22 protein-coding genes are annotated in these 22,415 nt (G+C 71.1%); 7 read left to right on the top strand and 15 right to left on the bottom strand.

Translation table 11 applies throughout. The features are described from left to right. Positions 1-203 precede the first annotated feature (203 nt). Entirely contained in the window at positions 204-1,196 is a 993-nt protein-coding gene (locus BJY18_RS04510) for a nuclear transport factor 2 family protein (RefSeq protein WP_184777908.1), read from the top strand. Positions 1,197-1,281: 85 nt separating this feature from the next. Here BJY18_RS04510 and BJY18_RS04505 read toward each other — a convergent pair whose 3' ends face one another. The 4 genes from BJY18_RS04505 to BJY18_RS04495 all read right to left on the bottom strand — a co-directional run bounded on the left by BJY18_RS04505 (position 1,282) and on the right by BJY18_RS04495 (position 3,612). Then, positions 1,282-2,397 carry an MFS transporter gene (locus tag BJY18_RS04505; protein WP_184777906.1) on the bottom strand — a complete coding sequence of 372 codons (1,116 nt, stop codon included), beginning with the start codon at positions 2,395-2,397 and terminating at the stop codon, positions 1,282-1,284. Next, entirely contained in the window at positions 2,373-2,633 is a 261-nt protein-coding gene (locus BJY18_RS04500; protein ID WP_184777905.1) for a hypothetical protein, read from the bottom strand. Before BJY18_RS04500 ends, BJY18_RS04505 begins: the two co-directional genes overlap by 25 nt. Positions 2,634-2,700: 67 nt before the next feature. Next, positions 2,701-2,931 carry an FAD-dependent monooxygenase gene (locus BJY18_RS36635; RefSeq protein ID WP_312873737.1) on the bottom strand — a complete coding sequence of 77 codons (231 nt, stop codon included), beginning with the start codon at positions 2,929-2,931 and terminating at the stop codon, positions 2,701-2,703. Then, the gene (locus BJY18_RS04495) at positions 2,932-3,612 is read right to left on the bottom strand and encodes an FAD-dependent oxidoreductase (protein ID WP_246458766.1); all 681 of its coding nucleotides are present in this window, start codon (positions 3,610-3,612) and stop codon (positions 2,932-2,934) included. A 109-nt stretch (positions 3,613-3,721) separates the two neighbouring features. Here BJY18_RS04495 and BJY18_RS04490 point away from each other — a divergent pair, with 109 nt between their 5' ends. Together BJY18_RS04490 and BJY18_RS04485 are read left to right on the top strand one after the other, a co-directional pair. Beyond that, positions 3,722-4,303: a TetR/AcrR family transcriptional regulator gene (locus BJY18_RS04490; RefSeq protein ID WP_184777903.1), complete on the top strand. Its 582-nt coding sequence runs from the start codon at positions 3,722-3,724 to the stop codon at positions 4,301-4,303. Between the two features lie 251 nt (positions 4,304-4,554). After that, positions 4,555-6,120, top strand: a complete 1,566-nt coding sequence (locus BJY18_RS04485) for a GMC family oxidoreductase (protein ID WP_184777901.1) — start codon at positions 4,555-4,557, stop codon at positions 6,118-6,120. A gap of 35 nt (positions 6,121-6,155) precedes the next feature. Here BJY18_RS04485 and BJY18_RS04480 read toward each other — a convergent pair whose 3' ends face one another. The 5 genes from BJY18_RS04480 to BJY18_RS04460 are packed head-to-tail and all read right to left on the bottom strand — an operon-like array spanning position 6,156 to position 11,210. Then, positions 6,156-7,064, bottom strand: a complete 909-nt coding sequence (locus tag BJY18_RS04480; protein ID WP_184777899.1) for a PfkB family carbohydrate kinase — start codon at positions 7,062-7,064, stop codon at positions 6,156-6,158. After that, on the bottom strand, positions 7,061-8,521 hold the full coding sequence (locus tag BJY18_RS04475; protein ID WP_184777897.1) for a purine-cytosine permease family protein: 1,461 nt from the start codon (positions 8,519-8,521) through the stop codon (positions 7,061-7,063). The genes BJY18_RS04480 and BJY18_RS04475 overlap by 4 nt, the downstream gene beginning before the upstream one ends. Positions 8,522-8,534: 13 nt before the next feature. Continuing rightward, positions 8,535-9,527, bottom strand: a complete 993-nt coding sequence (locus BJY18_RS04470; RefSeq protein WP_184777895.1) for an ADP-ribosylglycohydrolase family protein — start codon at positions 9,525-9,527, stop codon at positions 8,535-8,537. After that, a complete protein-coding gene (locus BJY18_RS04465) occupies positions 9,524-10,231 on the bottom strand; it encodes a GntR family transcriptional regulator (RefSeq protein WP_184777893.1) in 708 nt (235 codons plus the stop codon). Before BJY18_RS04465 ends, BJY18_RS04470 begins: the two co-directional genes overlap by 4 nt. A gap of 49 nt (positions 10,232-10,280) precedes the next feature. Beyond that, positions 10,281-11,210, bottom strand: a complete 930-nt coding sequence (locus tag BJY18_RS04460; RefSeq protein WP_184777891.1) for a LysR family transcriptional regulator — start codon at positions 11,208-11,210, stop codon at positions 10,281-10,283. Between the two features lie 94 nt (positions 11,211-11,304). On the opposite strand from BJY18_RS04460, the gene BJY18_RS04455 reads away from it, so the two are divergent. The 3 genes from BJY18_RS04455 to BJY18_RS04445 are packed head-to-tail and all read left to right on the top strand — an operon-like array spanning position 11,305 to position 14,715. Then, entirely contained in the window at positions 11,305-12,012 is a 708-nt protein-coding gene (locus BJY18_RS04455) for a succinate dehydrogenase cytochrome b subunit (protein WP_312873736.1), read from the top strand. A gap of 1 nt (position 12,013) precedes the next feature. Next, complete coding sequence (locus tag BJY18_RS04450) at positions 12,014-13,978, top strand: fumarate reductase/succinate dehydrogenase flavoprotein subunit (RefSeq protein ID WP_184777887.1); 1,965 nt, start codon at positions 12,014-12,016, stop codon at positions 13,976-13,978. Beyond that, positions 13,975-14,715 (top strand): succinate dehydrogenase/fumarate reductase iron-sulfur subunit, encoded by a 741-nt coding sequence (locus tag BJY18_RS04445; RefSeq protein ID WP_184777885.1) that lies wholly within the window; start codon positions 13,975-13,977, stop codon positions 14,713-14,715. Before BJY18_RS04450 ends, BJY18_RS04445 begins: the two co-directional genes overlap by 4 nt. A gap of 59 nt (positions 14,716-14,774) precedes the next feature. Here BJY18_RS04445 and BJY18_RS04440 read toward each other — a convergent pair whose 3' ends face one another. Both BJY18_RS04440 and BJY18_RS04435 read right to left on the bottom strand, forming a co-directional pair. Continuing rightward, positions 14,775-15,542 carry an ABC transporter permease gene (locus BJY18_RS04440; protein ID WP_312873735.1) on the bottom strand — a complete coding sequence of 256 codons (768 nt, stop codon included), beginning with the start codon at positions 15,540-15,542 and terminating at the stop codon, positions 14,775-14,777. A gap of 10 nt (positions 15,543-15,552) precedes the next feature. Then, on the bottom strand, positions 15,553-16,461 hold the full coding sequence (locus BJY18_RS04435) for an ABC transporter ATP-binding protein (RefSeq protein ID WP_184777883.1): 909 nt from the start codon (positions 16,459-16,461) through the stop codon (positions 15,553-15,555). 294 nt (positions 16,462-16,755) lie between these two features. Between BJY18_RS04435 and erm the strand changes: the two genes are divergently transcribed. After that, a complete protein-coding gene (erm, locus tag BJY18_RS04430) occupies positions 16,756-17,517 on the top strand; it encodes a 23S ribosomal RNA methyltransferase Erm (protein ID WP_184777881.1) in 762 nt (253 codons plus the stop codon). A gap of 11 nt (positions 17,518-17,528) precedes the next feature. On the opposite strand, the gene BJY18_RS04425 is transcribed toward erm, so the two are convergent. The 4 genes from BJY18_RS04425 to BJY18_RS04410 form a co-directional block, all read right to left on the bottom strand. Then, positions 17,529-18,239 (bottom strand): hypothetical protein, encoded by a 711-nt coding sequence (locus BJY18_RS04425; RefSeq protein WP_184777879.1) that lies wholly within the window; start codon positions 18,237-18,239, stop codon positions 17,529-17,531. A gap of 113 nt (positions 18,240-18,352) precedes the next feature. Further along, the gene (locus BJY18_RS04420) at positions 18,353-18,772 is read right to left on the bottom strand and encodes a hypothetical protein (protein WP_184777877.1); all 420 of its coding nucleotides are present in this window, start codon (positions 18,770-18,772) and stop codon (positions 18,353-18,355) included. Positions 18,773-19,096: 324 nt separating this feature from the next. Beyond that, complete coding sequence (locus BJY18_RS04415; protein WP_184777875.1) at positions 19,097-20,713, bottom strand: dipeptide ABC transporter ATP-binding protein; 1,617 nt, start codon at positions 20,711-20,713, stop codon at positions 19,097-19,099. 4 nt (positions 20,714-20,717) lie between these two features. Next, positions 20,718-22,406: an ABC transporter substrate-binding protein gene (locus BJY18_RS04410; RefSeq protein ID WP_184777873.1), complete on the bottom strand. Its 1,689-nt coding sequence runs from the start codon at positions 22,404-22,406 to the stop codon at positions 20,718-20,720. Positions 22,407-22,415 lie beyond the last annotated feature (9 nt).

Below are 22,415 nucleotides of genomic sequence, written 5' to 3'. Positions count from 1 at the left end.
GTCCCGACGGCTCGGCCGTCTGCATACGTATGATGTGCAACATAGAAGGACCGGGCCCTGGGGTCAAGGCGGCAATGACCGAGCGTTTCCGCGCCTGATCGTGGTGATCCACGCCGGAAACCGGGGCGGACTCCGCCTTGCCCGGCATAGTGCATACGGATACAGTGCCGGGCAATCGCCGCCGTGCCACGAAGGGAAGACCCATGCCACTCGATCCGGTCGCCTACCGTCCCTACCAGGATCCGGACGATTTCATCCGCGAGGTGACCGACCGCATCTGGGTCCAGCGCGACATCTCCTACATCACCGACAACTACGAGCCGGATTCGATCGTGCACGGCGGGCTCGGCACCATCGCCGGACGTGACGGGGTCATCGAAGGCAGCCTGATGCGCATCGCGCAGGTGCCGCAGCACGTCGGGCAGGCCGAGGACGTGATCTGGGAAACCCGCGGCGACGACGCCTTCCTCAGCTCGCACCTGGTCTTCTCCAGCGACACGCACCTCGTCGGCGGTGTGCCGGTGCCGATCCGCCAGCGCACCATCGCCAACTGCCTCTACCGCCGCGGCCGGATGGTGGAGGAATGGGTGGTTCGCGACGAACTCGCCAGCTGCCTGCAGCGCGGCCTCGACCCGGCGGAAGCCGCCCGTGACATGGCCTTCCGCGGGTACGAGGGCTCGATGACCGCACCCGCCCCGGCCGACGTGCTGGCCGTGGGAGACAGCGGGCCCCGCGCTGACGATTTCCGTCCGGAGTGCGAGATGGTGCTCGAGTTCATCGAGGAGGTCTGGAACGCCCGGCGGCTGCACAAGGTCACCGACTACATGCCGCGCGATCTGTTCCTGCACACCGTCGGCGACCGGACCGTCATCCGGCCGGACGGCTACCAGCGGGATCTACTCGCCCAGGTGGCGCCGTTCCCGGATGCCCGGTTCGAGGTCCGCGACGTCCAGACCAACCAGGCCGGACGCTACGGCGGGCTGCGGATCGCCGTGGTGTGGGTGATGAAGGGCAGCTACCGCGGCGTCGCCGATTTCGGGCCGCTGACCGGCCGCCCGGTCGATCTGATGGGCATCTCGCAGTTCCTCGTCCAGCAAGGCCGGATCGTCCGAGAGGTCCGGGTGTTCGACCAGCTGGCCCTGCGCGCGCAGATCAACAGCCACGAAAGTTCGTTCACCGACACGAACATCTACTGACGGCACGGGACACGCCCGCCGCCGTGTCCGATCCGACCGGACCGCGGCGGCGGGCTGCGCGAATCTCGAGGGACGGCACAGACGTTCAGTCTCTCCATTGTGGACGGCCACGCCGGTGGGCGGCGACCGCGACCGCCGCGGCCGCGGCGAGGAGTCCGAAGGACCAGATCACCGCCCCGCGGACGTTCGTGCCGAGGGAAGTCGCCGTCGAGAAGACGCCGCCGCTGAGCAGGGCGCCGACTGCGGTGCCGGCCGTTTCGGCGAAGGCGATCGCGATACCGAGCCGTGGGGTTTCCTCGGTGCGCACGCCGTCGAACACCGACGACGAGACCGGGGCGTAGCTCAATCCCATACCCAGCCCCGCCAGCGCCCACGCCGTGACCAGGATCGGCAACGCGGGCACTGGGCCGGTGACCGGCAGCTGCGGGACCACTTCCAGGACCAGCGCCACCGTCACCAGCAGCAAACCGGGCAACGCGCGGCCACCGGAGCGGCGCAGGCCGGTCAGCGCCCACGCGACCAGGCCCGCACCGACGGCGACACTGCTCGCGACAATCCCGTGGCCCAGCCCATTCACCGCGGCCAGTGGCACCGCTCCCCCGCCGCCGAAGAAGGCCAGACAGAGCCAGAACATCGTGACGGTGATGCGGAACCGCGCGCGGTCACCGTCCACTTGCGACCACAGAATGCGCAAGCCGGCCCCGATCGCGGCCGCCACCCCGAGGGCCAGCATGACCGTGCCGGCCACCCGGTTCTGCACCGCGGGCGCGGTGGTCGCGACCGCCAAGCCGCCGAGCAGCACTATCGCGTTACCCAGCTCGAGCCGCTCGGCGTGGTCACGTTTCCACGGGATCAGCTCGACGTCCCGGCCGATCAACAGCCGCCCCAGCACGATCAGCACAGCGGGCCACGCCATCGCGGCACGCCAGCCGACGGCCACCGTCACCACGGCGTTGACCGCGGGACCGGCCAGCGACGGCAGCAGCCACATCAACGCGAACAGCCCCATCACCCGCGTCCGCACCGCCCCCTGGTACAGCGCGCCGAGCGCGGTCATCCCAAACCCGGCCAGCAGTCCGCCGGAAAGCCCGCGCACGATCGTGCCGGCCAGTACGAAGGCCATCGACGGGGCGCCCACGCACAGTGCCGCCCCGCCGAGGTACAGCAGTGTCGCGATCAGCAGCACCCGGCCGGGCGCCATACGCGCGAACGGCCCGGGGCCGGCCGCCAGCACGAGAATGGTGTGAACGAACCCGCGGCGAGGGTCGCGCCGTACAGCGCGGAGCCGGACAGTTCGTTCGACGCGATCGGCAGCACCGACGAGTAGGCGATGCTCTGCACCGCACCGCCGAATTCGGTGAAGAGCAACGCGGCCAGCAACCGACCGCGCCGCCCGGCGAAAACGGCGCGGAGCGAGGAGTCCTCGTCAGGGCGCATGAGAAGGGCGAGCCGGGAAAGTACGCATCAGCACAGGGTATTCCCGGCGCGTACGGAATTCAGGCGTTCAGCTCCTCTGGGAAGACTCCGGCGTCCAGCAGTTCCGCGGCACCGCCTTGCAGTGCGGTGGCGGTTTCGATCGAACGGGCAGCATGGTCTTTTCGTACGTACTGATCGCGTCGTCAACCGTTGCGGCGTTCACGAGAGCCAGGGCGAGTTCGGCGGCATCGAGCATCGCGTAATTGACGCCCACGCCGAGCGGCGGCATCAGGTGCGCGGCGTGGCCGAGCAGGGTCACCTACCGGCTGTGCTCCCAGGTGTGCGGTACCGGGAGGGCGAGGATCGGCCGGCCGACGTACGGGCCGCGCCCCACCACCTCGGCGATCTCCGGATGCCGCTTCTCCACGTCGGAGAACCACGCCTCCAGGAAGCCGACCCCGGTGTACTCCGGGACCGCCGGTGAGAGCGCCTGCCGCACCCGGGAAAAGGCACCGTCGGCGCCGATGACGAGGTCGGTCTCCGCGGTCGTCCCGTCGGTGAAGTGCAGCTGCCGCGGTCCGTCCGCCGGGCCGCCGACGCGCTCCAGCGTCCGGCCCCATTGCACGGTTCCCGGCGCCAGCGAGCGCAGCAGCAGATCGCGGAGTGTGCCTCGGTCGATCTCCGGTTTGAACAATTCATCGGCGGCCGGGACGTGCTGCCGGCGGAGCCGGCCGTGCAGGTCGAACTGCCGCATTTCCTGCCCCTCCGGGCGTGCCAGCGCGAAGGACTCGTCGAGCAGGCCGGCCGCGTACAGGGCCAGCTGCCCGTTGTCCGCGTGCAGGTCGAGCGTGCCGCCCTGGTCACGGGCCGACGGCCCCGGGTCGCGGTCGTAGACGGTCACCGCGATGCCGTGCCGTTGCAGAATGCGGGCGCAGGTCAGGCCTCCGGGCCCGGCGCCGACGATGCCGAGTGCTGCCCGCGAGGGCGCGGGTGAGGTCATGAGGTGTTCCTTTCGCCGGAAGTCGTCGGCATCCAGCAGAGCAGAACGAGACCAAAAGTGCAACGAGTAAACTTTTCAACTGGTGCCACCTTCGGCTAGGCTGGCGGACATGAGCGAGCCTGCACCCGGACGCCGCGAACGCAAGAAGGCCGCCACCCGGCAAGCGATCGCCGACGCCGCACTGCGACTGTTCCTCGAGGCCGGGTACGACCAGGTCGGCATCCGCGACATCGCCGATGCCGCCGACGTGTCCACCACCACCGTGTTCAAGCACTTCAGCGGCAAAGAAGCGCTGGTGTTCGACCACGAGGCGGACCGGGAAGCGGAGCTGGTCGCCGCGGTACGCGAGCGGCCCGCCGGCCAGAGCATCCCGGACGCCCTGCACCGGCACGTGCTCGCCGCCTGGCCTTCGGTCGCGGATCATCCGCGGCTGGCCGAGTTCACCGCGCTGATCGACTCGACCCCGGTCCTGCGCGCCTACGCCGACCGCATGTGGACCCGGCACACCGAGGCGCTCGCCGCCGCCATCGCCGGCGAGATCGAGGCGGCGCGGGACGATCCCGCGTGCCTCGCGCTGGCCCGGTTCGTCCTGGAGATTCCCGCCGTGCTCCGTGGCCGGGCCGACCGGACTGCCGCGCTTGACGCCATTTTCGGGCTACTGGCGCACGGCTGGGATTCGGTGCGGAGCTGAACGCCGGGCGGTCAAGGTGGATCACGTACCGGACGGCGGATCGTCCGGGCTGCTTCACTCGCGCCACGGCGCCCGTACCGGGCTCGTCAACCCCGGTACTCGACAGCCGCCCCCTCGTCTCCGTCCGGCCCGTGTACGGCCGAACCGGCTGCAGCAACGAAAACCGCCCGCATTGACTGCCGCCGCGCGGGCACGCCATAGTGCCGGACAGGAGCGGCCCCACGCGGGGGTCGCCTGGCACGGAGGTCGGTATGCCGAACGGCTGGGACGTCATCGTGGCCGGAGCCGGATCCGCGGGGGCGCCACTGGCGGCCCGGCTCGCGGCCACCGGCCGGCGGGTGCTGCTGCTGGAAGCCGGCCCCGACTACCGTTCGGCCGCGATGCCCGAGGTGTGGCGTTCGGCCAACCCCGGGCGTGCGCTCGGGGCGCCGGCGGCCAGCGCCGGCCTGGTCTGGCCGGACGTCGTCGCCACCCGCACCGACAAGCAGGAAGCCGCGCTGTACTGGCGGGGACGAGGCACCGGCGGCAGCTCGGCCATCAACGGCCAGATCGCGATCCGCCCGCCCCTGGACGACTTCTCCGACTGGGCCGCCCAGGGCTGCACCGGCTGGTCCCCGGACGACGTCCTGCCGTACTTCTGCCGTCTCGAGGACGACGAACTGTTCGGCGCGGCCCCGTACCACGGACAGGGCGGCCCGACGCCGATCCACCGGATGCAGCGTGCGGACTGGGGATCCGTCGACACCGCGCTGTGCGAAGCCGCGCTCGCGGCCGGTCACGGCTGGGCCGACGACGTCAACGCACCGGGCGCGCAGGGGGTTTCGCCGTACCCGATCAACTCCCGCGACGGCCGGCGGGTGACGGTCAACGACGGCTACCTGGAACCCGCGCGTGACACCCGAAATCTGACCATCGTCGGCGGCGCGGTCGTGGATCGTGTGCTGTGGCAGGGAAACCGGGCGACCGGAGTGCGTTACCTCGCGGCCGACGGGGCACACGAGGACTCCGCGGACCTCGTCGTCGTGAGTGCCGGAGCCGTGCATTCGCCGGGGATCCTGATGCGCTCCGGCCTCGGGCCGGCGAGTCAGCTGCGGGCGCTGGACATCGATGTCCTCGCCGACCTTCCGGTGGGCCACGGACTGCAGGACCACCCGATGGCGCTGATCGCCATTCCGCTCACCGCGGAATCGGCCATCGCCTCCCCGGATGCCCGGCACACCAACGTCTGCGTCCGCTACCGGAGTGCGCCGGAAGCCCGGCCCCTCGACATGATGCTGGTGTCGCTGAACCAGAACCTGCTGTCCATGCAGGGCGCGGACCTGCGGTTCGGCGCCGGGGCGTTCGGCGTCTGGCTGAACCAGGCCTTCTCCCGCGGCTCGGTCACCCTGACGTCCCCCGATCCCGCGCGCCAGCCGGAGATCCGCGAGTCGATGCTGTCCGACGAACGGGACCGGGCGCGGCTGCGCGAGGGCATCCGGGCGCTGGCCGAGCTGGCCCGTGGCGACGCGGTGGCGGCCATTTCCGACGGCCCGCTGGAGGCGGCGAACGAAGGGTTGTTCGCGGCACTGGACGACGATGCCCGGCTCGACGACCACCTGATGGCCACCGTGGTCGACGCCCAGCACGCGACGAGCACCTGCCGCATGGGTTCCCCGGACGATCCGGCGACCGTCGTGGATCCGCAGTGCCAGGTGCTCGGGGTGTCCGGGCTTCGCGTGGTGGACGCCTCGATCTTCCCGTCGGTGCCTCGCGCGAACACGAACCTCACCGCGATCATGACCGGCGAGCTGATGGCGGAACGGCTTTCCCTCGGATAGGAGCCACCTTCGTCCGCACAGGACTCCGCCCGTGCTCAGTCCGCCAGGAACCGGTCGATCTCCGCCGCCGCCGGTGCCGTCGCCGGGCCTTCGCGCAGGACCGACAGTGCCGCTGCGGCGTTCGCCCGCACCGCGGCGGCTTCCGGGCTCGCACCTGCCAGCAGTGCCGCGGCGAGCACCCCGCAGTGCGTGTCGCCCGCTCCGTTGGTGTCCACGGGTTTCACGGGAAAGCCCGGCACCACCCGGAGTTCGCCACGGTGAGCGAGCACGCAGCCGGCCGGGCCGTTCCGGACGACCGCTGTACCGCCGATCCGCTCGGCGAGAACCTGCGCGGCGGATTCGAGGTCGTCGGTGCCGCTGAGCGACTGCGCCTCGCGTGCGTTGCCACTGACAATATCCACAGTGGACAGTACGATGGCCATGGTGCCGTGGTCGATCTCCGCGGCCAGCGGACCCGGGTCGAACAGCACCTTCGCGCGCACCACGGGCAGCCACTCCAGGAGCGCAGCACGGTTCGACTCGTGCAGCAGACTGTAACCGCTGACGTAGACGAGATCGTCCGAAGTGGTTTCGATGCCGGAAAAGCCGTGTGCGGGCAGGAAACCCTCCGCACCGGTACCGGTGACGAACGTGCGCTCGCCACTCGGGTCCACCAACACCACGCACACGCCGGTGTCGCGCTCCGCGCTCGGTGGCCGGTCCACCTCGATCCCCTCCGTGCGCAACGCCGCACGTGCCTGGTCGCCGAACCGGCCGGTGCCGTGCGCGCCCGCGTAGCGGACCCGCGCCCCCGACCGCGCGGCGGCCGCCATCACGTTGAACCCGCCGCCCGCCGAAAGACCGTGGCTGCCCGCCAAGACGTCTCCGCCCGGGACCGGCAGCTCGCCGACCCGCATCACCAGGTCCACGATCACCTGCCCGGTGTGGACCAGCCGGCCGGTCACCGCGCGGCCTTCCGGATGCCGCCGGACGCCGCGTACAGACCCGCCGCGACGACGAAGGTGATCACCCAGCCGAGCCCGTTCCGCCCCGGCCAGCTGCTCGCGAACACCCCGGAGAACCACACGTCCTCGCCGGTGCCCGCCGTGGTGAACTCGTACCCCACCACGATCGCCACCGCCCAGGCCACCAGCGCCTGCCACCGCACGCCCCCGCGGTAGAAGTACCGGCCGGCGGGGCTCAGGTCCATCAGCGCGCCGGGATCGTAGGTCCGGCGGCGCAGCATGTCCGTGGCGAACACTCCGAGCCAGGCGGTGATCGGGACGGCGAGCAGGCTGATGAACGCGATGAACGGGCCGTAGAAGCCGTCCGCGATGAGCATGAAGTAGATCGCCCCGGCCGTGGTCACCACGACGTCCACGACCACCGCGTACACGCGTTTGATGCGGACGCCCAGCGTCAGCGTCGTGAGCCCGGCCGAGTACACCGAAAGATGGTTCGACAGCAGCAGTCCGCCGAAGGCGGCGATCAGGTACGGCACCGCCATCCACGGCGGCAGCAGTCCGCGGATCGCGGCCACCGGGTCCTCGGCCTGCGCCAGCGTCGGATCCCCGGCCGAGAGCAGGCTGCCGAGCGAAATCAGCAGCACCAACGGGATTCCGGCGCCGGCGGCGGCCGAGGCGACCAGCGAACCGGCCCGCGCCGCGGGTGACTGGTAGCGGGACATGTCCGCGGAGGCGTTCGCCCAGCCGATCCCGGTACCGGCCGCGATGGTGCCGATCCCGGCGATCATCGCACCCACCGGAGCGGCCGGGGCCGAGCCGACCGCGTGCCAGTCCACCGACAGCACCAGCGGCACCCCGACGACGATGTTGAGCGCTCCGAACACCCAGGTCGCCCAGCGTTGCACCGCCACCAGCACCCGGTGCCCGAGCCCGGACACGATGACTGTGCACACGACGAACACCACGATGCATCCGACGGTCAGTACCGGATGGTCCTTGGCCCCGGATTCGGTGCCGAATAGGATCGCGCACAACGACAGCAGCGCGAACGCGGCGGTCGTGGTGTTCACCGTTTCCCAGCCGAGGCGGGAAACCAGCGAGACCACAGTGGGGCCCGCGTTGCCGCGCACGCCGAACACCGCACGGGACAGCGTCAGCCCGGGTGCCCCGCCGCGGCGGCCGGCGACCGACACCGCTCCGACGATCGCGAACGAACCGGCCGCACCCACCACGGCCACGATCGCGGCCTGCCAGAACGCGAGTTTCTGCACGGTCACCAGCGTCGCGCCGAGCGGAAGGCCGAGAATCGAGATGTTCGCCGCGAACCACACCCAGAACAACTGCATCGGGTGGCCGTTGCGCTCGTTCTCCGGGACGGGCTCGATGCCCCGGGTTTCGAGCGCGCCCTCGGCGCTGGGCGTCGCGGTGCCGGCCGCGGTGCCGGTGTCACTGCTCATGCGAGTCTCCTCATCACTGGCCGCGAAGGCCGAGCAATCCCTCGACCAGCGGCGCGAAGTCCAGGCTGTTCACCGTCAGCACCTGACCGGCGAGCTCGGCCGGCAGTCCGGAAAGCCCGTGATGGGCCCCGAGGATCGCGCCGCACATCGCGGCGACGGTGTCGGTGTCTCCCCCGAGGTTGGCGGCCAGCGCGAGTGCTTCCACCGGCCGGTCCCCCAGCGCCTCCGCGAGCGCGAACGCCGCGACGACCGATTCCTGCGCCGCGACCGACGTGCCGATCACCTGGGCCACCGCGTCGGCGAGCTCGGCAGTGCCCATTCCCCGCACCCACCCCCGGGCCCACCTGATCCGTGCCGCGATATCGCCTCCGGCACTCCAGTGGCCGCGGGCGGCACCGGCGGCCGCCGCCCGCTGCGCGTGGTCCAGCGCCTCGGGCAGGCCGGCGCCGTCGATCCCGGCGGACACTGCCGCCGCCACCGCGGCGGCCCCGGCGATGCCGAGGTTCGTGTTGTGCGTGAGCGAACTCGCCGCGACGACCGCGTCCACCAGCCGGCCGAGGTCCGGCGGCGTGGCGATCGCGACCGGGGTGATACGCATCGCCGCGCCGTTCGTGGTGCCGCCGCGCCCGGCTTCCTCCGGCGGCACCCCCGAGCCGAGCAGCTCCACGGCCCGTTTCGTGGAGGGCCCGAGCAGGTCGGCCAGCCCCCGGCGGACCATTCCGTTTTCCCACTCCAGCAACGCTTTCGCGAAGACGGCCGGCTCGATGCGGCCGCCGCCGTCGAGCAGCAGCCGGGCGACGAGGACCGCCTGCTCGGTGTCGTCGGTGACCGACCCCGCCGGCAGGCCCGGGGAGATCGGCTGGGCGTCGACCGCGTCCCGCAGCCCGCGGACCGTGCCGTAGTGCGCGGCGATCTGCTCCCGTGACATCGACTGGGTCGGCATGCCGAACGCGTCGCCGAGGGCGAGGCCGGTGAACGCGCCGAGCGCGCGGTCGCGCGTGCTCATCGCGCACCGAAGGTCAGGTGGAACCGGAAGTGCACCGGATCCAGCAGGCTGACCACGTGCTCGACGAGGTTGCCCCCGGCGTCCGTGCTCGTGCGCGTCGCGTGCAGGAACAGCTCGCCTTCGGTGCGTTCGAGCACAGTCGCGGTCTCGGCGGTCAACGCTTCCGTACCGATCCACTGCTCGCCGCTTTCGGCGCGCAGACCGGCCGCGGCGAGAGTCGCGGTGAGCGAACCGTTCCGCAGTCCCTGTCCGGGAAGGTCGGCGAGCGCGCCCGCGGCGGGGACGTGGGCGACCTCGTAGGACACCGGCCGTTCGGGATCCCGCCGGCGCCGGCGTACCGCGTAGAGCGCGCCGAACCGCTCGTTCAGCTCCTGGTCGGTCCCCGGCTCGATCCCGAGAAGTTCCGTGCTGACCGCGAACCCGGAGCCGGCGAAGGCAGTGGCCCAGCCGAGCGACTGGTCAAGGCGCACCCCGTCGAAGGTGACGAACGAGCCGACGCCGCCCTGCGTGGCGATCAGCTCCCGCCGCTGGAGTTCCGACAGCGCGCTGCGCACCGTGCCGCGGCTGACGCGGTACCGCTCGGCCAGCTCGTGCTCCCCCGGGAGCTGCTGTCCGGTGCCGAGCGCTCCGGAATGGATCTGCTGCACGAGATCCGCCACCAGCCGATCCCGTTTGCCGAAATGAACCTGACCAGTCCTGTTCATACCTGTACAGTAGGTCGTGCTCGCGAGTCAGGCAAGAGACGGAATTTCCTCAGGCCTGGACACCGACCAGCGAACGCGTACCCGGGGGCAGCTTCGCCGTCCCGTCGCCGAGGAAGCGCAGGATCGCCTCCTGCAGCGCGCGGACCGCCCGCGGCTGTTCCACGTCCCGCCGGTAGGCCAGGCGCACGATCCGGCTCAGGCCCGGTTCGGTGAACTGCGTGCGACGGAAACGGTTCCCCACCACCGTGCTCGGCACCACCGCCAGCCCGAGGCCGGCCTGGACCAGTTCCAGCACCGCGTCCATTTCGCCGCCCTCGATGGCGAACAGCGGGTCGAAACCCTCGGCGCGGCAGGCGTTCACCGTCGCTTCGCGAAGATCGTAACCGCGGCGGAACATGACCAGCGGACGCTCGCGCAACGCCCGGATCGGCATCCGGCCGCGGACCGGCGCCGGCGCACTCTTCGGGGAGATCGCCACCAGCTCCTCCACGAACAGCGGGCGGCTTTCCAAGCGCGCGTCGTCCTGCACCCGGCTGTCGACGATCATCGCCAGGTCCAGTGCGCCCTCGGACAGCTCGGTCTGCAGATCCCGCGAACCACTCTCGTGCAGCACCAGCTCGATGCCCGGGTACTCCCGCCGGAACGCGGCCAGCATCGCGGGCACCAGACCGGTGCACAGGCTCGGTGTCGCGCCGAGGCGGACCCGGCCGCGGCCCAGTTCGTCCAGCTCGCGGATGGACCGGTACGCGGCTTCGGTCTCGGCCAGGATCCGGCGCGCGATCGGCAGCAGCGTCTCCCCTGCCTCGGTGAGCGTGACGTTGCCCCGGATCCGGTGGAACAACACCGCACCGACATCGCGCTCCAGCGCGCGAATCTGCTGCGACAGCGACGGTTGCGCCACCCGCACGCGCTCGGCCGCCCGGGTGAAGTGCCGGGTCTCGGCCACCGCGGCGAAGTAGGCCAGCTGCTGGAACTGCATACCCCCAGCTTAACCCGGTTCATAGTGGTTGCCTCTGGTAACGAGAGGAATCATGTTTTTGCCCTCTCGTCGGTGCCGCTCTACCTTCGAAAGCGTGGCACCTGGACTCACCACGGCGCGCCGGCGGCCCGCCCTCCTCGCGTTCTGGAGCACCACCATCGGCAAGAAGCAAGTGATGGCGGTGACCGGACTGCTGCTCGTCCTGTTCCTGCTGGCGCACATGGCCGGGAACCTCAAGATCTTCTTCGGCCCCGAGGAGTTCGACGACTACTCGGGCTGGCTGCGCACGATCGGCGAGCCGGTGCTGCACAGCTCGTGGTACCTGTGGGTGCAGCGTTCGGTGCTGCTGCTGGCGTTGGTCCTGCACGTGACCGCGGCCGTCCAGCTGTCCACACGGGACCGCAGGGCCCGTCCGGTCAAGTACGCGCACGGCCAGCGCCCCCGGGCGAGCTTCGCCACCCACACCATGCGCTGGGGTGGCGCGACCCTCGCGGTCTACGTGCTCTGGCACATCCTGGACCTCACCGTGGGCGTGGCGAACCAGGACTTCCGCGCCGGGCACCCGTACCACAACGTCGTTGCCGATTTCCAGGTGTGGTGGGTGAACCTCATCTACCTCGTCGCACTGCTGATGCTCGGGCTGCACATCAACCACGGCTTCTGGAGCGCGGCGCAGACCCTCGGGATCACCAGCGCCACCCGCGACCGCGCGCTGCGGGCCACCGGCACCGTGCTCGCCGTGGTGATCACCGGAGGATTCATGATCGTTCCGATCGCCGTGATGGCGGGATGGGTGGCCTGAAATGCCCGACCACGACACCGACCACGACGCCGATCACCCGGGCGGCTACACCACGGGGGAACCGATCGCCGACCACGCGGCGCCGGAAGGTCCGATCGCGCAGCGCTGGAACACCCGCCGTTTCCAGGCGAAACTCGTCAACCCTGCCAACCGTCGCCGGCACCGAATCATCGTGGTGGGCACCGGGCTGGCCGGTGCCTCGGCCGGTGCCACGCTCGCCGAACAGGGCTACCACGTGGTCCAGTTCTGCTTCCAGGACTCCCCGCGCCGGGCGCATTCGGTGGCCGCACAGGGCGGGATCAACGCCGCGAAGAACTACCGCAACGACGGCGACTCGGTCTACCGGCTCTTCTACGACACGGTGAAGGGCGGTGACTTCCGCTCCCGCGAGTCCAATGTGTACCGGCTGGCGGAGGTGTCCGCGCAGATCATCGACCAGGCCGTGGCGCAGGGCGTGCCCTTCGCCCGGGAGTACGGCGGGCTGCTCGACACGCGGTCGTTCGGCGGCGTACAGGTCCAGCGCACCTTCTACGCCCGTGGCCAGACCGGCCAACAGCTGCTGCTCGGCGCGTACCAGGCACTTTCGCGGCAGATCGACGCCGGCGGCGTGGAGATCCACCCGCGTACCGAAATGCTCGACCTGGTGGTCGCCGACGGACGGGCCCGCGGGATCGTGGCCCGCGACCTGGTCACCGGCGAGGTGAGCACGCATCTTGCGGACGCGGTGGTGCTCGCCACCGGCGGCTACGGCAACGTCTTCTCCCTTTCCACCAACGCCAAGGGCTCCAACGCCTCGGCGATCTGGCGGGCGCACAAACGCGGCGCGTACTTCGCCAACCCGTGCTTCACCCAGATCCACCCGACCTGCATCCCGCGCTCCGGCGAACACCAGTCGAAGCTGACGCTGATGAGCGAGTCGCTGCGCAACGACGGCCGGATCTGGGTGCCGCGGCGGCCGGGTGACGAACGCCCGCCCGCGGAGATCCCGGAGTCCGAACGGGACTACTACCTCGAACGCCAGTACCCCAGTTTCGGCAACCTGGTCCCCCGTGACATCGCTTCCCGGGCCGCGAAGAACGTGTGCGACGCGGGTTACGGCGTCGGTCCCGGCGGGCTGGGCGTGTACCTCGACTTCGCCGACGCCCTCGCCCGGATGGGCCGTCCGGCGGTGGAAGCCAAGTACGGCAACCTCTTCGAGATGTACGAGCGGATCACCGCGGAGGACCCGTACGAGGTGCCGATGCGCATCTACCCGGCCATCCACTACACGATGGGCGGACTGTGGGTGGATTACGACCTGCAGAGCACCGTGCCCGGGCTGTTCGTGATCGGCGAGGCGAACTTCTCCGACCACGGCGCGAACCGGCTCGGCGCGTCCGCGCTCATGCAGGGCCTCGCGGACGGCTACTTCGTCCTGCCCACGACGCTGAACGACTACATCGCCCGCGGCGGGTTCACCGCGCTCGACCCGGCTGATCCGGCCGTGCGGACCGTGGAGAGCGAGGTCCGGGCGCGGCTGGAACGCCTGCTCTCGATCGAGGGCACTCGCAGTGTCGACTCGTTCCACCGGGAGCTCGGGCACCTGCTGTGGGACCACTGTGGCATGTCCCGTACCGCCGAGGGCCTGCGCAAGGCACTCGAGCGGGTACCCGGGCTGCGCGCCGAGTTCTGGCGTGACGTGCGGGTGCCCGGCGCCGGCGCCGAACTGAACCAGGAACTGGAAAAGGCCGCCCGCGTCGCGGATTTCCTGGAGCTGGCGGAGCTTCTGCTGCTGGACGCGCTGGTGCGGGAAGAGTCCTGCGGCGGCCATTTCCGGGAAGAACACCAGACCGACGACGGCGAGGCGCTGCGCGACGACGAGCGTTTCGCGTACGTGGCGGCATGGGAGCACGGCACCCGTCCGGTGCTGCACCACGAAATCCTGAACTTCGACCACGTCCACCCCACCCAGCGGAGCTACACGTGAAACTCACCCTGCGCGTCTGGCGGCAACGCGGACCGGAAGACGGCGGCCGGCTCGTCGAATACCCGGTCGAGGACGCCAGCCCGGACATGTCGTTCCTCGAACTGCTCGACGTACTCAACGAGCGGCTGATCGAAACCGGCGACGAACCGATCGCCTTCGACCACGACTGCCGCGAAGGCATCTGCGGCGCGTGTGGCGTCGTGATCAACGGCCGCGCGCACGGTCCGGAGCGCACCACCACCTGCCAGCTGCACCTTCGGTCCTTTCGCGACGGTGACGTGCTCGACGTGGAACCGTGGCGGGCAGGCGGATTCCCGGTCGTGAAGGACCTGGTGGTCGACCGGTCCGCGTTCGACCGGATCATCCAGGCAGGCGGCTACGTCACGGCCCCGACCGGCAGCGCCCCGGAAGCACACGCGACGCCGGTGCCGAAGCCGGACGCGGACCTCGCCTTCGACAACGCCACGTGCATCGGCTGCGGTGCCTGCGTCGCGGCCTGCCCCAACGGATCGGCGATGCTGTTCACCTCCGCCAAGGTGAGCCACCTCAACTCCCTGCCGCAGGGACAGCCGGAACGCGGCCAGCGAGTACTGGACATGGTGGACACCATGGACGCGGAAGGCTTCGGCGGCTGCACCAACACCGGGGAATGCGTCGCCTCCTGCCCGAAGGGCATCCCGCTGACCAGCATCGCCACCCTCAACCGCGAGTTCCTCCGCGCGACCCGCACCCGCTGACCACCTCGTGAGCGGCAACCCCGGTTCTCACCGGAGTCAGCACTCCCGAAGCAGCCCGCTCACTCCCAGCGGAAGTAGCGCGCCGCCAGTCTGCCGGCCAGGATCGTCCAGCCCAGCAGCACGGCCAGGTGCAGCGGCTGCGGCCAGTGCCCGGACGTGGCGTCCTGCAACGCTTGTACGCCGGCGCCGAGCGGAGTGAAGTCGCTGATCGTGCGCAGCACCGAGTTCATGCCGGCGCGCGGCACCCAGAGACCGGCGAAGAACATCAACGGGAAGAACGTCAGCGTGCCGATCGCACCGGCGGCCTTGCCGCTCGGCGCGACCGAGGCGACCAGCAGGCCGATGGCGAACAGGGACAGCGCCACCAGCAGGTAGCCGAGCACGTACGCGCCCGCCTGCCGGGGCAGCGGCACGTCGAAGGCGAACCGTCCGATGAGCAGGCTCACCACCATCGTGACGACCGACAGCACGGTCGCCATCAGCACCTGGGCGCCGAGCATGATCCGAGGCCTGACCGGGGTGGTGCGCATCCGGCGCAGCACCCCCTTCTCCCGGTAGGTGGCGAACAGCTGGGACAGCCCGTTCAACGCGAACATGGCCAGCCCCAACGCGATCACGATCGGCACGTAGAGGGCGATCGCCGTCCCGCCGCCGAGCGCGGGATCCGGTTGCCGCATGGACGGGACGAGGCCGAGCACCACGAGCAGGATCGGCGGGAAAGCGAGCGCGAAGAACACGATCACCGGCTCGCGGAAGAACAGCTTCGTTTCGGTGACGGTGAGCCGGAACAGGGCCGGCACAGCGGATGCAGCGGGTACAGCAGGCACAGCGGTCTCCTCAGACGTCGACGGGTCGGCCGGTCAGCGCGACGAAGGCGTCGTCCAGCGTGGTCTGCTCGATACGCAGGTCGGCGGCGGTCACCTGGTGGCGGGCGAGCACAGTGGTCACCGCCAGCAGCAGGTTCCCGGTGCCGGTCACCACGAGCTGGCTGCCGGCCCGCTCGACCGAGGTGACCTCGGGCAGCGCGGTGAGCACGGCGTCCGGCAGCGGAACCGACGGCCGGAACCGCATGCGCTGCCGGTCGTCCACCTTCGCGACCAGACCGGCCGGGGTGTCGAGGGCGGCGACCCGCCCGGAGTCGATCACCGCGAGCCGGTCGCAGAGCCGCTCGGCCTCCTCCATGAAGTGGGTGACGAGCAGGATCGTGACACCACGGGCGCGGATGTCCTCGATCAGGTCCCACACGTCCCGGCGGGCCTGCGGGTCGAGCCCGGTGGTCAGCTCGTCGAGCACCGCCACCTTCGGCCGTCCGATCAACGCGAGCGCGATCGACAGCCGTTGCTTCTGCCCGCCGGACAGCCGGCGGAACTGGGTGCCGAGCTTGTCGTCCAGACCGAGCAGCCCGGCCAGCTCGCGCCAGTCGGCCGGGTCGCGGAAGAACGAACTGTGCAGTTCGAGCGCCTCGCCGACGCGGAGTTTCTCGGGCAGCTCACTTTCCTGCAGCTGCGCGCCGAGCAGCTGCCGCAGCTCGCTTTCGTCCCGCTGCGGATCCAGACCGCACACCCGGATGACGCCGCCATCCGGGACGCGCAGTCCCTCCACACATTCGACGGTCGTGGTCTTGCCCGCGCCGTTGGGACCCAGGATGCCGAAGATTTCGCCCTGTTCGACGGCGAAACTCACCCCGTCGACCGCGGGGTGCTCGCCGTAGCGTTTGACGAGGCCGTCCACCTCGATGATTGCCATACCGCAAGACTGCCGCCGCGAGCCGCCCCGCCGGATCGACTGCCCGGCCGGTCCCGCGGCGGTACGTGGTGGATCCCGCCATCCACTGATCGGTTGACCCGCGGCCCGGGCGGAAAACCGGATGCCCCGGACCGCGCCGGAGGGCTACGGTCGCCGGCATGGGTGTCTTCGCCATCTTCCGGATCCGTCGCTTCTAGCGGCGGAATCCAGGACTTCCCGCTCCGCCGCACTCCACGCCGTCCCCGCCGGGCGCCCGCCGCCCGGTTCGCCTTCTTCCGCGGAGTGCTCACACCCATGTCTGCTCACCCCTACGGGGGCCGGCACGAGCTCGGTCAGAACTTCCTCACCGACCCGGCCACCATCGCCACCCTCTGCGCGGCCGCCGCCCGCACCACCGGTCCCCTGCTGGAACTCGGCGCCGGTGACGGCGCGCTCACCGTGCCACTGAGCCGGTCCGGCCGGCCGATCACCGCTGTCGAGCTCGATCCGCGGCGGGCGCGGCACCTGGCCCGCCGTACTCCGGACAACGTCCGGGTCGTGCAGGACGACCTGTTGCGGCACCGGCTGCCCGGCTTCCGGCACACCGTCGTCGGCAATCTGCCCTTCCACCTCACCACCGCCGCGCTGCGCAGGCTGCTGCGACATCCGCACTGGGAACTGGCGGTGCTGCTCGTGCAATGGGAAGTCGCGCGCCGCCGCGCCGGCATCGGCGGCGCCTCCCAGCTGACCGCGGCCTGGTGGCCCTGGTACGGCTTCACCGTGCCCGCCCGCGTTCCGGCGCACGCCTTTCGGCCGCGCCCGGCAGTCGACGGCGGGATCCTCGTCATCACCCGGCGCACCGAACCTCTGGTCGCCGAACGCGACGCGTATCAGGAGTTCGTCCGACGGGTGTTCACCGGACGTGGCCAGGGGCTGGCCGGGATCCTTCCCCGCACCGGCTACCTCGGCACCCGCGCCACCCGGCGGTGGCTCGCCGACGAGGGCGTGCGCCCGGCGGCCTTACCGCGAGAGCTGACTGCCCGGCAGTGGGCCTCGCTGTGGGACCGGGTGCGGTGAACAGCTTCCGGTCAGCGCTGCCAACGATGCGGCGGGTACCCGCGCTCGCTCCACTGCTGCAGATACGAGCTGACGGCCGAGCCGAACTCCCCGGCCGGGTCCCGGGGTGCGGAGGTCGCGGGCCTGCGCCGGGTCTGCCGCGGCGCGTCTTCCTTGCTGGTGGCGCGGACCGTGGTGTCCCGCACCTCGTCGGTCGCCGGGGCCGGTGTCGTGGTCGGACCGCCGGTGAGAGTCGTGACGGCCGACGGTGCGGCCGACGTGGACGAGGACGGTGCCGCTGGCGGTGGTCCGACCGGCTGCCCGGCGGTGCCGCCCGAGGGAGCCGGCCACAACGCCCACGTGCCGAGCCCACCGAGCACGACCACCGCGGCGCCGGCGACGATCAGGTACCGCGCCGGACGCCAGTCCGGCGGCGGTGCGGTACCTCCCCGGGCGGTGTCTCCCGGTGCGGAGCCGTCGAGCAGATCGTCGAGGCTCGCCAGTTCCTCCGTGACCGGGCCACCGGCCGCGGCCAGTTGCCCTGCCGCGGAACCACTCGCGTCGTCCAGGGCACCGCCGAACGCGCCGGACAGCGCAGGCGTGCCATCGGCCGCCTGCTGTCGGCGCTGCACGCGGGTGGGTTCCGCCGCGTCGATCCGGGGCATCGGTGCCGTCTCGGACATCCGCACCAGCTTCGCGACCGACTCCAGATCGCCGGCGCCACCCGGTTCCGTGCCCGCCATCCCGACCTCCGCCCGCCGGGGGCCCGCGCGGCACGACCGGCGGCCAGAGCCTAGAGACCGGCCACCGATCTTGTAAACCCGCCCTGCGGAGCGGCCGGCGGTCGTTCAGCCGATCAGAGACCCGGGACGCCGAGCGCGCCGGACAGCACGCCGTGCTGCGAGCCGGTGTCCTGGCTGTCGCTGCTGCCGTTGTCGCCGATGGTGGCGCTGGTGTGGTCGGACGTGGCGCCCTCCGGACCAGCCCACTCGCTGCCCTGCTCGTACCCGCCACCGTTGCCGTTGCCTCCGGTGGTGGCGTGGGTCCGGTCGCTACCCGCGCCGTCCGGGCCGGCGGTGCTGTCGTTCTGGTCGAAGGACGCGCCGTCGGATCCGGTTCCCGAGTCGGCGCTGGTCGAGCTGGTCGTGACGCCCTCCGAGCTCGCGGACGTGGAGGTGTCGTGGTAGCTCTCGGCGGAGGCGATCCCCGCGGCCCCCAGCGTCAGCGGCAGGGCGAGCGCGCTGGCGGCAACGACACGGCGCACGTTCTTCTGCATCGGAAGTTCTCCTTTTCCTCCGTGGTGACGAAGCCGTTCCGGCCTCGTAGGAGGACGGCTTTCCGCCACTCGGCGCAGCCACACGTCCCGGCGCCGGTGATCCGGCTCACCGGCGGGCGCCGGTCAACTCGACGGATGCGGATCACCGATCTGGAGAAGCTGCGCGCACCCAGGCATCGAGAAATGGTTGCGGTACGGCGGTTCCGCCGAACGGGAGGCTTTCCGCTCCGGCGCGCCCGATCCGGACGGCGATCTTCTCGCCGGATACGCGCAGCTGCTCGCCGGCCCGAACCCCGCCTCCTGCCCGGTGCGGACCTCGTCGCCTCAGCCCGACAGCGTGCGCCAGGCCTCCCGCCTTTCCCGCTGTTGCTCGGGGTCGGCCACGGGAGCGGCCGCCACCAGGCGCCGGGTGTAGTCCTCTCGCGGCGAGCCCAGTACCTCCGACACCGGCCCCTCCTCCACCACGCGCCCGCGGTGCAGCACTGCGACGCGGTCCGCGACCCGTTCCACCACGGCAAGATCGTGGCTGATGAACAGGCAGGCGAAGGCCAGCTCCCGCTGCAGTTGCGACAGCAGCTCCAGCACCGAGGCCTGCACGGACACGTCGAGCGCGCTCGTCGGCTCGTCCGCGATCAGCAGCCGCGGCCGCAGCGCCAGTGCCCGCGCGATGCCGACTCGCTGGCGCTGGCCGCCGGACAGCTCGTGCGGGTACCGGCCGGACCAGGCCGGGTCGAGCCGCACCGCGGACAGCAGTTCCGCCACCCGTTCCCGGTGCTCGCCGCGTGCCTCGTGCACCACCAGGGGTTCGGCGATGCTCGCGCCGATCGTCGCCCGCGGGTTGAGCGCGGACGCCGGGTTCTGGAACACGATCCCGACCTGCCGACGGATTTCCCGCCGGGCCCGCGCGTTCGCCGCCCGCAGGTCCACCCCGCCGATCCGGACCTCGCCGGCCGACGGCGCGACCAGCCCGGTCAGGACCGAGGAGATGGTGCTCTTGCCGGACCCGGATTCCCCGACCAGCCCGAGCACCTCGTCCGCGCCGATGCTCAGCGACACCCCGTCCACCGCGCGCACCGGCGGCGCCCCGCCGCCCACCCGGTAGGTCACCTCCAGATCGGTCACCGTGACGAGCGGCTCGGCCTCCGGCCGACGCGGCGAGGCCGCGCCGGAACCCAGTGACAGCACGGAATCCAGCAACTCCCGGGTGTAGTCCGCCTGCGGTGCGGCGAACAACCCGGCGACGGTGTTCTGCTCGACGACCCGGCCCTCACGCAGCACCACGACCCGGTCCGCGACGTCCGCGACCACGCCCATGTCGTGCGTGACGAGCAGGATCGAGGTACCGAGCCGGTCCCGCAGGGACCGCAGCAAAGCCAGAATGCCCGCCTGCACGGTCACGTCCAGCGCGGTGGTCGGCTCGTCCGCGACCAGCAGCGCCGGCTCGTGCACCAGCGCCGCGGCGATCATCACCCGTTGCAGCTGGCCACCGGACAGCTCGTGCGGATACGACCGCAGCACCCGCCGCGCGTCCAGCTCGACGATCTCCAGCAGCTCCCGCACCCGTTCCCGGGCGTGGGCCCTGGACACCTTCCGGTGCGCGCGGACGGCGTCCACGAGCTGGGTGCCGATGCGGAACACCGGATTCAGCGCGCTCATCGGCTCCTGGAACACCACGCCGATCTCGCCGCCGCGCACCGCCCGCCGCTCGGTACCGTCCACAGTGTAGAGATCTCGGCCGGCCAGTACCGCCGAACCGGTCACCGTCGCGGTGTCCGGGAGCAGGCCCAGCAGCGACAACGCGGTCACCGACTTGCCGGAACCCGACTCCCCGACCAGCGCGACGACCTCGCCCGGCGCGACGTCGAACCCGGCTTCGCGCACGGCTTCGACGTCGCCGAAGCGGATGGAGACGTCGCGCAGGGACAGCAGCTGCTCGGACACGGGACTACTTCGCCAGGCCCATCTGCAGGTAGTTCGGGTATGCCGGGAACTCGCCGATCACGAAGTCGCCCACCTTCGCCCCGTGCAGGAACGAGTTGCGCGTGTAGATCAGCGGGATCACCGGCGAATCCTGCAGGATCCGCTTGTCCGCCTTGGCCCACAGCTTCCCGGCCGCCTGCTGGTCCACGGTGCCCTGCGCCTGTTCGATCAGCGCATCGACCTCCGGCACCGAGTACCGCGACAGGTTGTAGCCACCATTGCCGATCTCGGACGTACCGAACAACGGCTGGATATTGGCGTTGGCGCTCGGGAAGTCCGGCTGCCACGAGCCGAGCGTCAGGTCGTAGGCACCGTCGTTGCCGGTGACCACGGCCGTCCAAGCGTCGTCGTCGAGCGGACGGAGTTTGGTCCGGATCCCGGCGCGCTGCAGTGCTGCCTGCAGGGCCTGCGCCTTGTCCGCGTCGTTGTTCGAAGTGGACACCGGGAAGTCCAGATTGTCCAGTCCGTTCGGGAAGCCCGCCTCGGTGAGCAGCTGCTTGGCCTTGGCCACGTCCCCGCCGGGCGGGGCCGGGTACAGGTCGAACTTCTCGCGGCCCGCGATGCCCTCGGTGATCAGCGTGGTCGCGATCGGCCCGGCGAGATCGGCACTGCCCGCGGTGGCGATCTGGTAGGCGGTCTTGTCCACCGCGTACTGGAACGCCTGGCGCACCTTCGGATTCGCCAGCGGACCGCGTTTCGTGTTCAGCGCCAGGTAGGCCAGCGCCCCCGACTTCGAGGTGACGAGCTGGTTCTTCGCCGCCGGGTTCGACCGGATCTGCGCCAGCTGCGCCGGGTTGACGAAGTTCGCGCCGAACGCGTAGGCGTCGTTGCCCTGGCTGGCCAGTAGCCGCTGCGACATCACGCCGGTGTCCTGGCCCAGCTGGATCACCACCGCGTCCGGAAGGCCGGAGCGGGCCGGATCGCTCTGCGCGTTCCAGTTCGGGTTGCGCGTGAGCCGGAGCCGCACGCCCTTGGTGTTCTCGGCCACCACGTACGGGCCGGAGGCGACCGGGCTCGCATCGTAGTTCGCGTCGGTGCCCTTGCCCTTCGGCACCGGCGCGAAGGCGGGCATGCTGGCGATCCACGGCCAGTCGCCGTACGGGCGGGCCAGGTGGAACACGATGGTCTTCGGGTCCGGCGTCTCGATCGAGGCCAGGTCCCCGCTCTTGAACGGGCCCTGGTAGCCGGACGCCCCCTCCAGCAACGTCTTGTGGTAGCCGAGGCCCCCGGAGAACGCGGGATCGAACGAGCGCTCGATGCCGTACTTGATCTCCGCGCTGGTGATCGGCGTGCCGTCGGCCATCTTGAGGCCGTCCTTGAGCGTGAACGTCCACGTCTTGCCGTCCGCGCTCGCCCGGCCGGTGTCGGTGGCCAGGTCCGGCACCACCGTGGCCGGACCGTCCGCGGAGGTCTTCCACGCGGTCAGCCGGCGGTGCAGGAGGCTGATCGTGGTGATCGCCAGGTTCTGGCTCTTCGCCGGATCGAGCCGGATCGACGTGACGTCGTAGAGCACGTACAGCGTGCCGCCGCGGGAAACGGCGACCGCCCCGCCCGCGCCGGACTGCTCGTTCGCGTTGCACGCGGCGAGCAGCGCCCCCGCCCCGGACACGGTGGCGGTCAGCCCCAGCGCCTTCAGGAAGTCCCTGCGATCCATCGTTGTTCC

This window comes from Amycolatopsis jiangsuensis, from assembly GCF_014204865.1.
GTDB classification, from domain to species: domain Bacteria; phylum Actinomycetota; class Actinomycetes; order Mycobacteriales; family Pseudonocardiaceae; genus Amycolatopsis; species Amycolatopsis jiangsuensis.
This window is presented reverse-complemented; position numbering and strand designations above follow the sequence as displayed.

Coding starts and splice junctions, on each gene's coding strand:
- BJY18_RS04505 (WP_184777906.1), bottom strand. CDS start 2,397: ATGGCGCCCGGCCGGGTGCTGCTGATCGCGACACTGCTGTACCTCGGC.
- BJY18_RS04450 (WP_184777887.1), top strand. CDS start 12,014: ATGCCCGACCACGACACCGACCACGACGCCGATCACCCGGGCGGCTAC.
- BJY18_RS04470 (WP_184777895.1), bottom strand. CDS start 9,527: ATGAGCACGCGCGACCGCGCGCTCGGCGCGTTCACCGGCCTCGCCCTC.
- BJY18_RS04420 (WP_184777877.1), bottom strand. CDS start 18,772: ATGCAGAAGAACGTGCGCCGTGTCGTTGCCGCCAGCGCGCTCGCCCTG.
- BJY18_RS04495 (WP_246458766.1), bottom strand. CDS start 3,612: ATGACCTCACCCGCGCCCTCGCGGGCAGCACTCGGCATCGTCGGCGCC.
- BJY18_RS04490 (WP_184777903.1), top strand. CDS start 3,722: ATGAGCGAGCCTGCACCCGGACGCCGCGAACGCAAGAAGGCCGCCACC.
- BJY18_RS04510 (WP_184777908.1), top strand. CDS start 204: ATGCCACTCGATCCGGTCGCCTACCGTCCCTACCAGGATCCGGACGAT.
- BJY18_RS04425 (WP_184777879.1), bottom strand. CDS start 18,239: ATGGCGGGCACGGAACCGGGTGGCGCCGGCGATCTGGAGTCGGTCGCG.
- BJY18_RS04500 (WP_184777905.1), bottom strand. CDS start 2,633: ATGCGCCCTGACGAGGACTCCTCGCTCCGCGCCGTTTTCGCCGGGCGG.
- BJY18_RS04475 (WP_184777897.1), bottom strand. CDS start 8,521: ATGAGCAGTGACACCGGCACCGCGGCCGGCACCGCGACGCCCAGCGCC.
- BJY18_RS04435 (WP_184777883.1), bottom strand. CDS start 16,461: ATGGCAATCATCGAGGTGGACGGCCTCGTCAAACGCTACGGCGAGCAC.
- BJY18_RS04460 (WP_184777891.1), bottom strand. CDS start 11,210: ATGCAGTTCCAGCAGCTGGCCTACTTCGCCGCGGTGGCCGAGACCCGG.
- BJY18_RS04465 (WP_184777893.1), bottom strand. CDS start 10,231: ATGAACAGGACTGGTCAGGTTCATTTCGGCAAACGGGATCGGCTGGTG.
- erm (WP_184777881.1), top strand. CDS start 16,756: ATGTCTGCTCACCCCTACGGGGGCCGGCACGAGCTCGGTCAGAACTTC.
- BJY18_RS04485 (WP_184777901.1), top strand. CDS start 4,555: ATGCCGAACGGCTGGGACGTCATCGTGGCCGGAGCCGGATCCGCGGGG.
- BJY18_RS04410 (WP_184777873.1), bottom strand. CDS start 22,406: ATGGATCGCAGGGACTTCCTGAAGGCGCTGGGGCTGACCGCCACCGTG.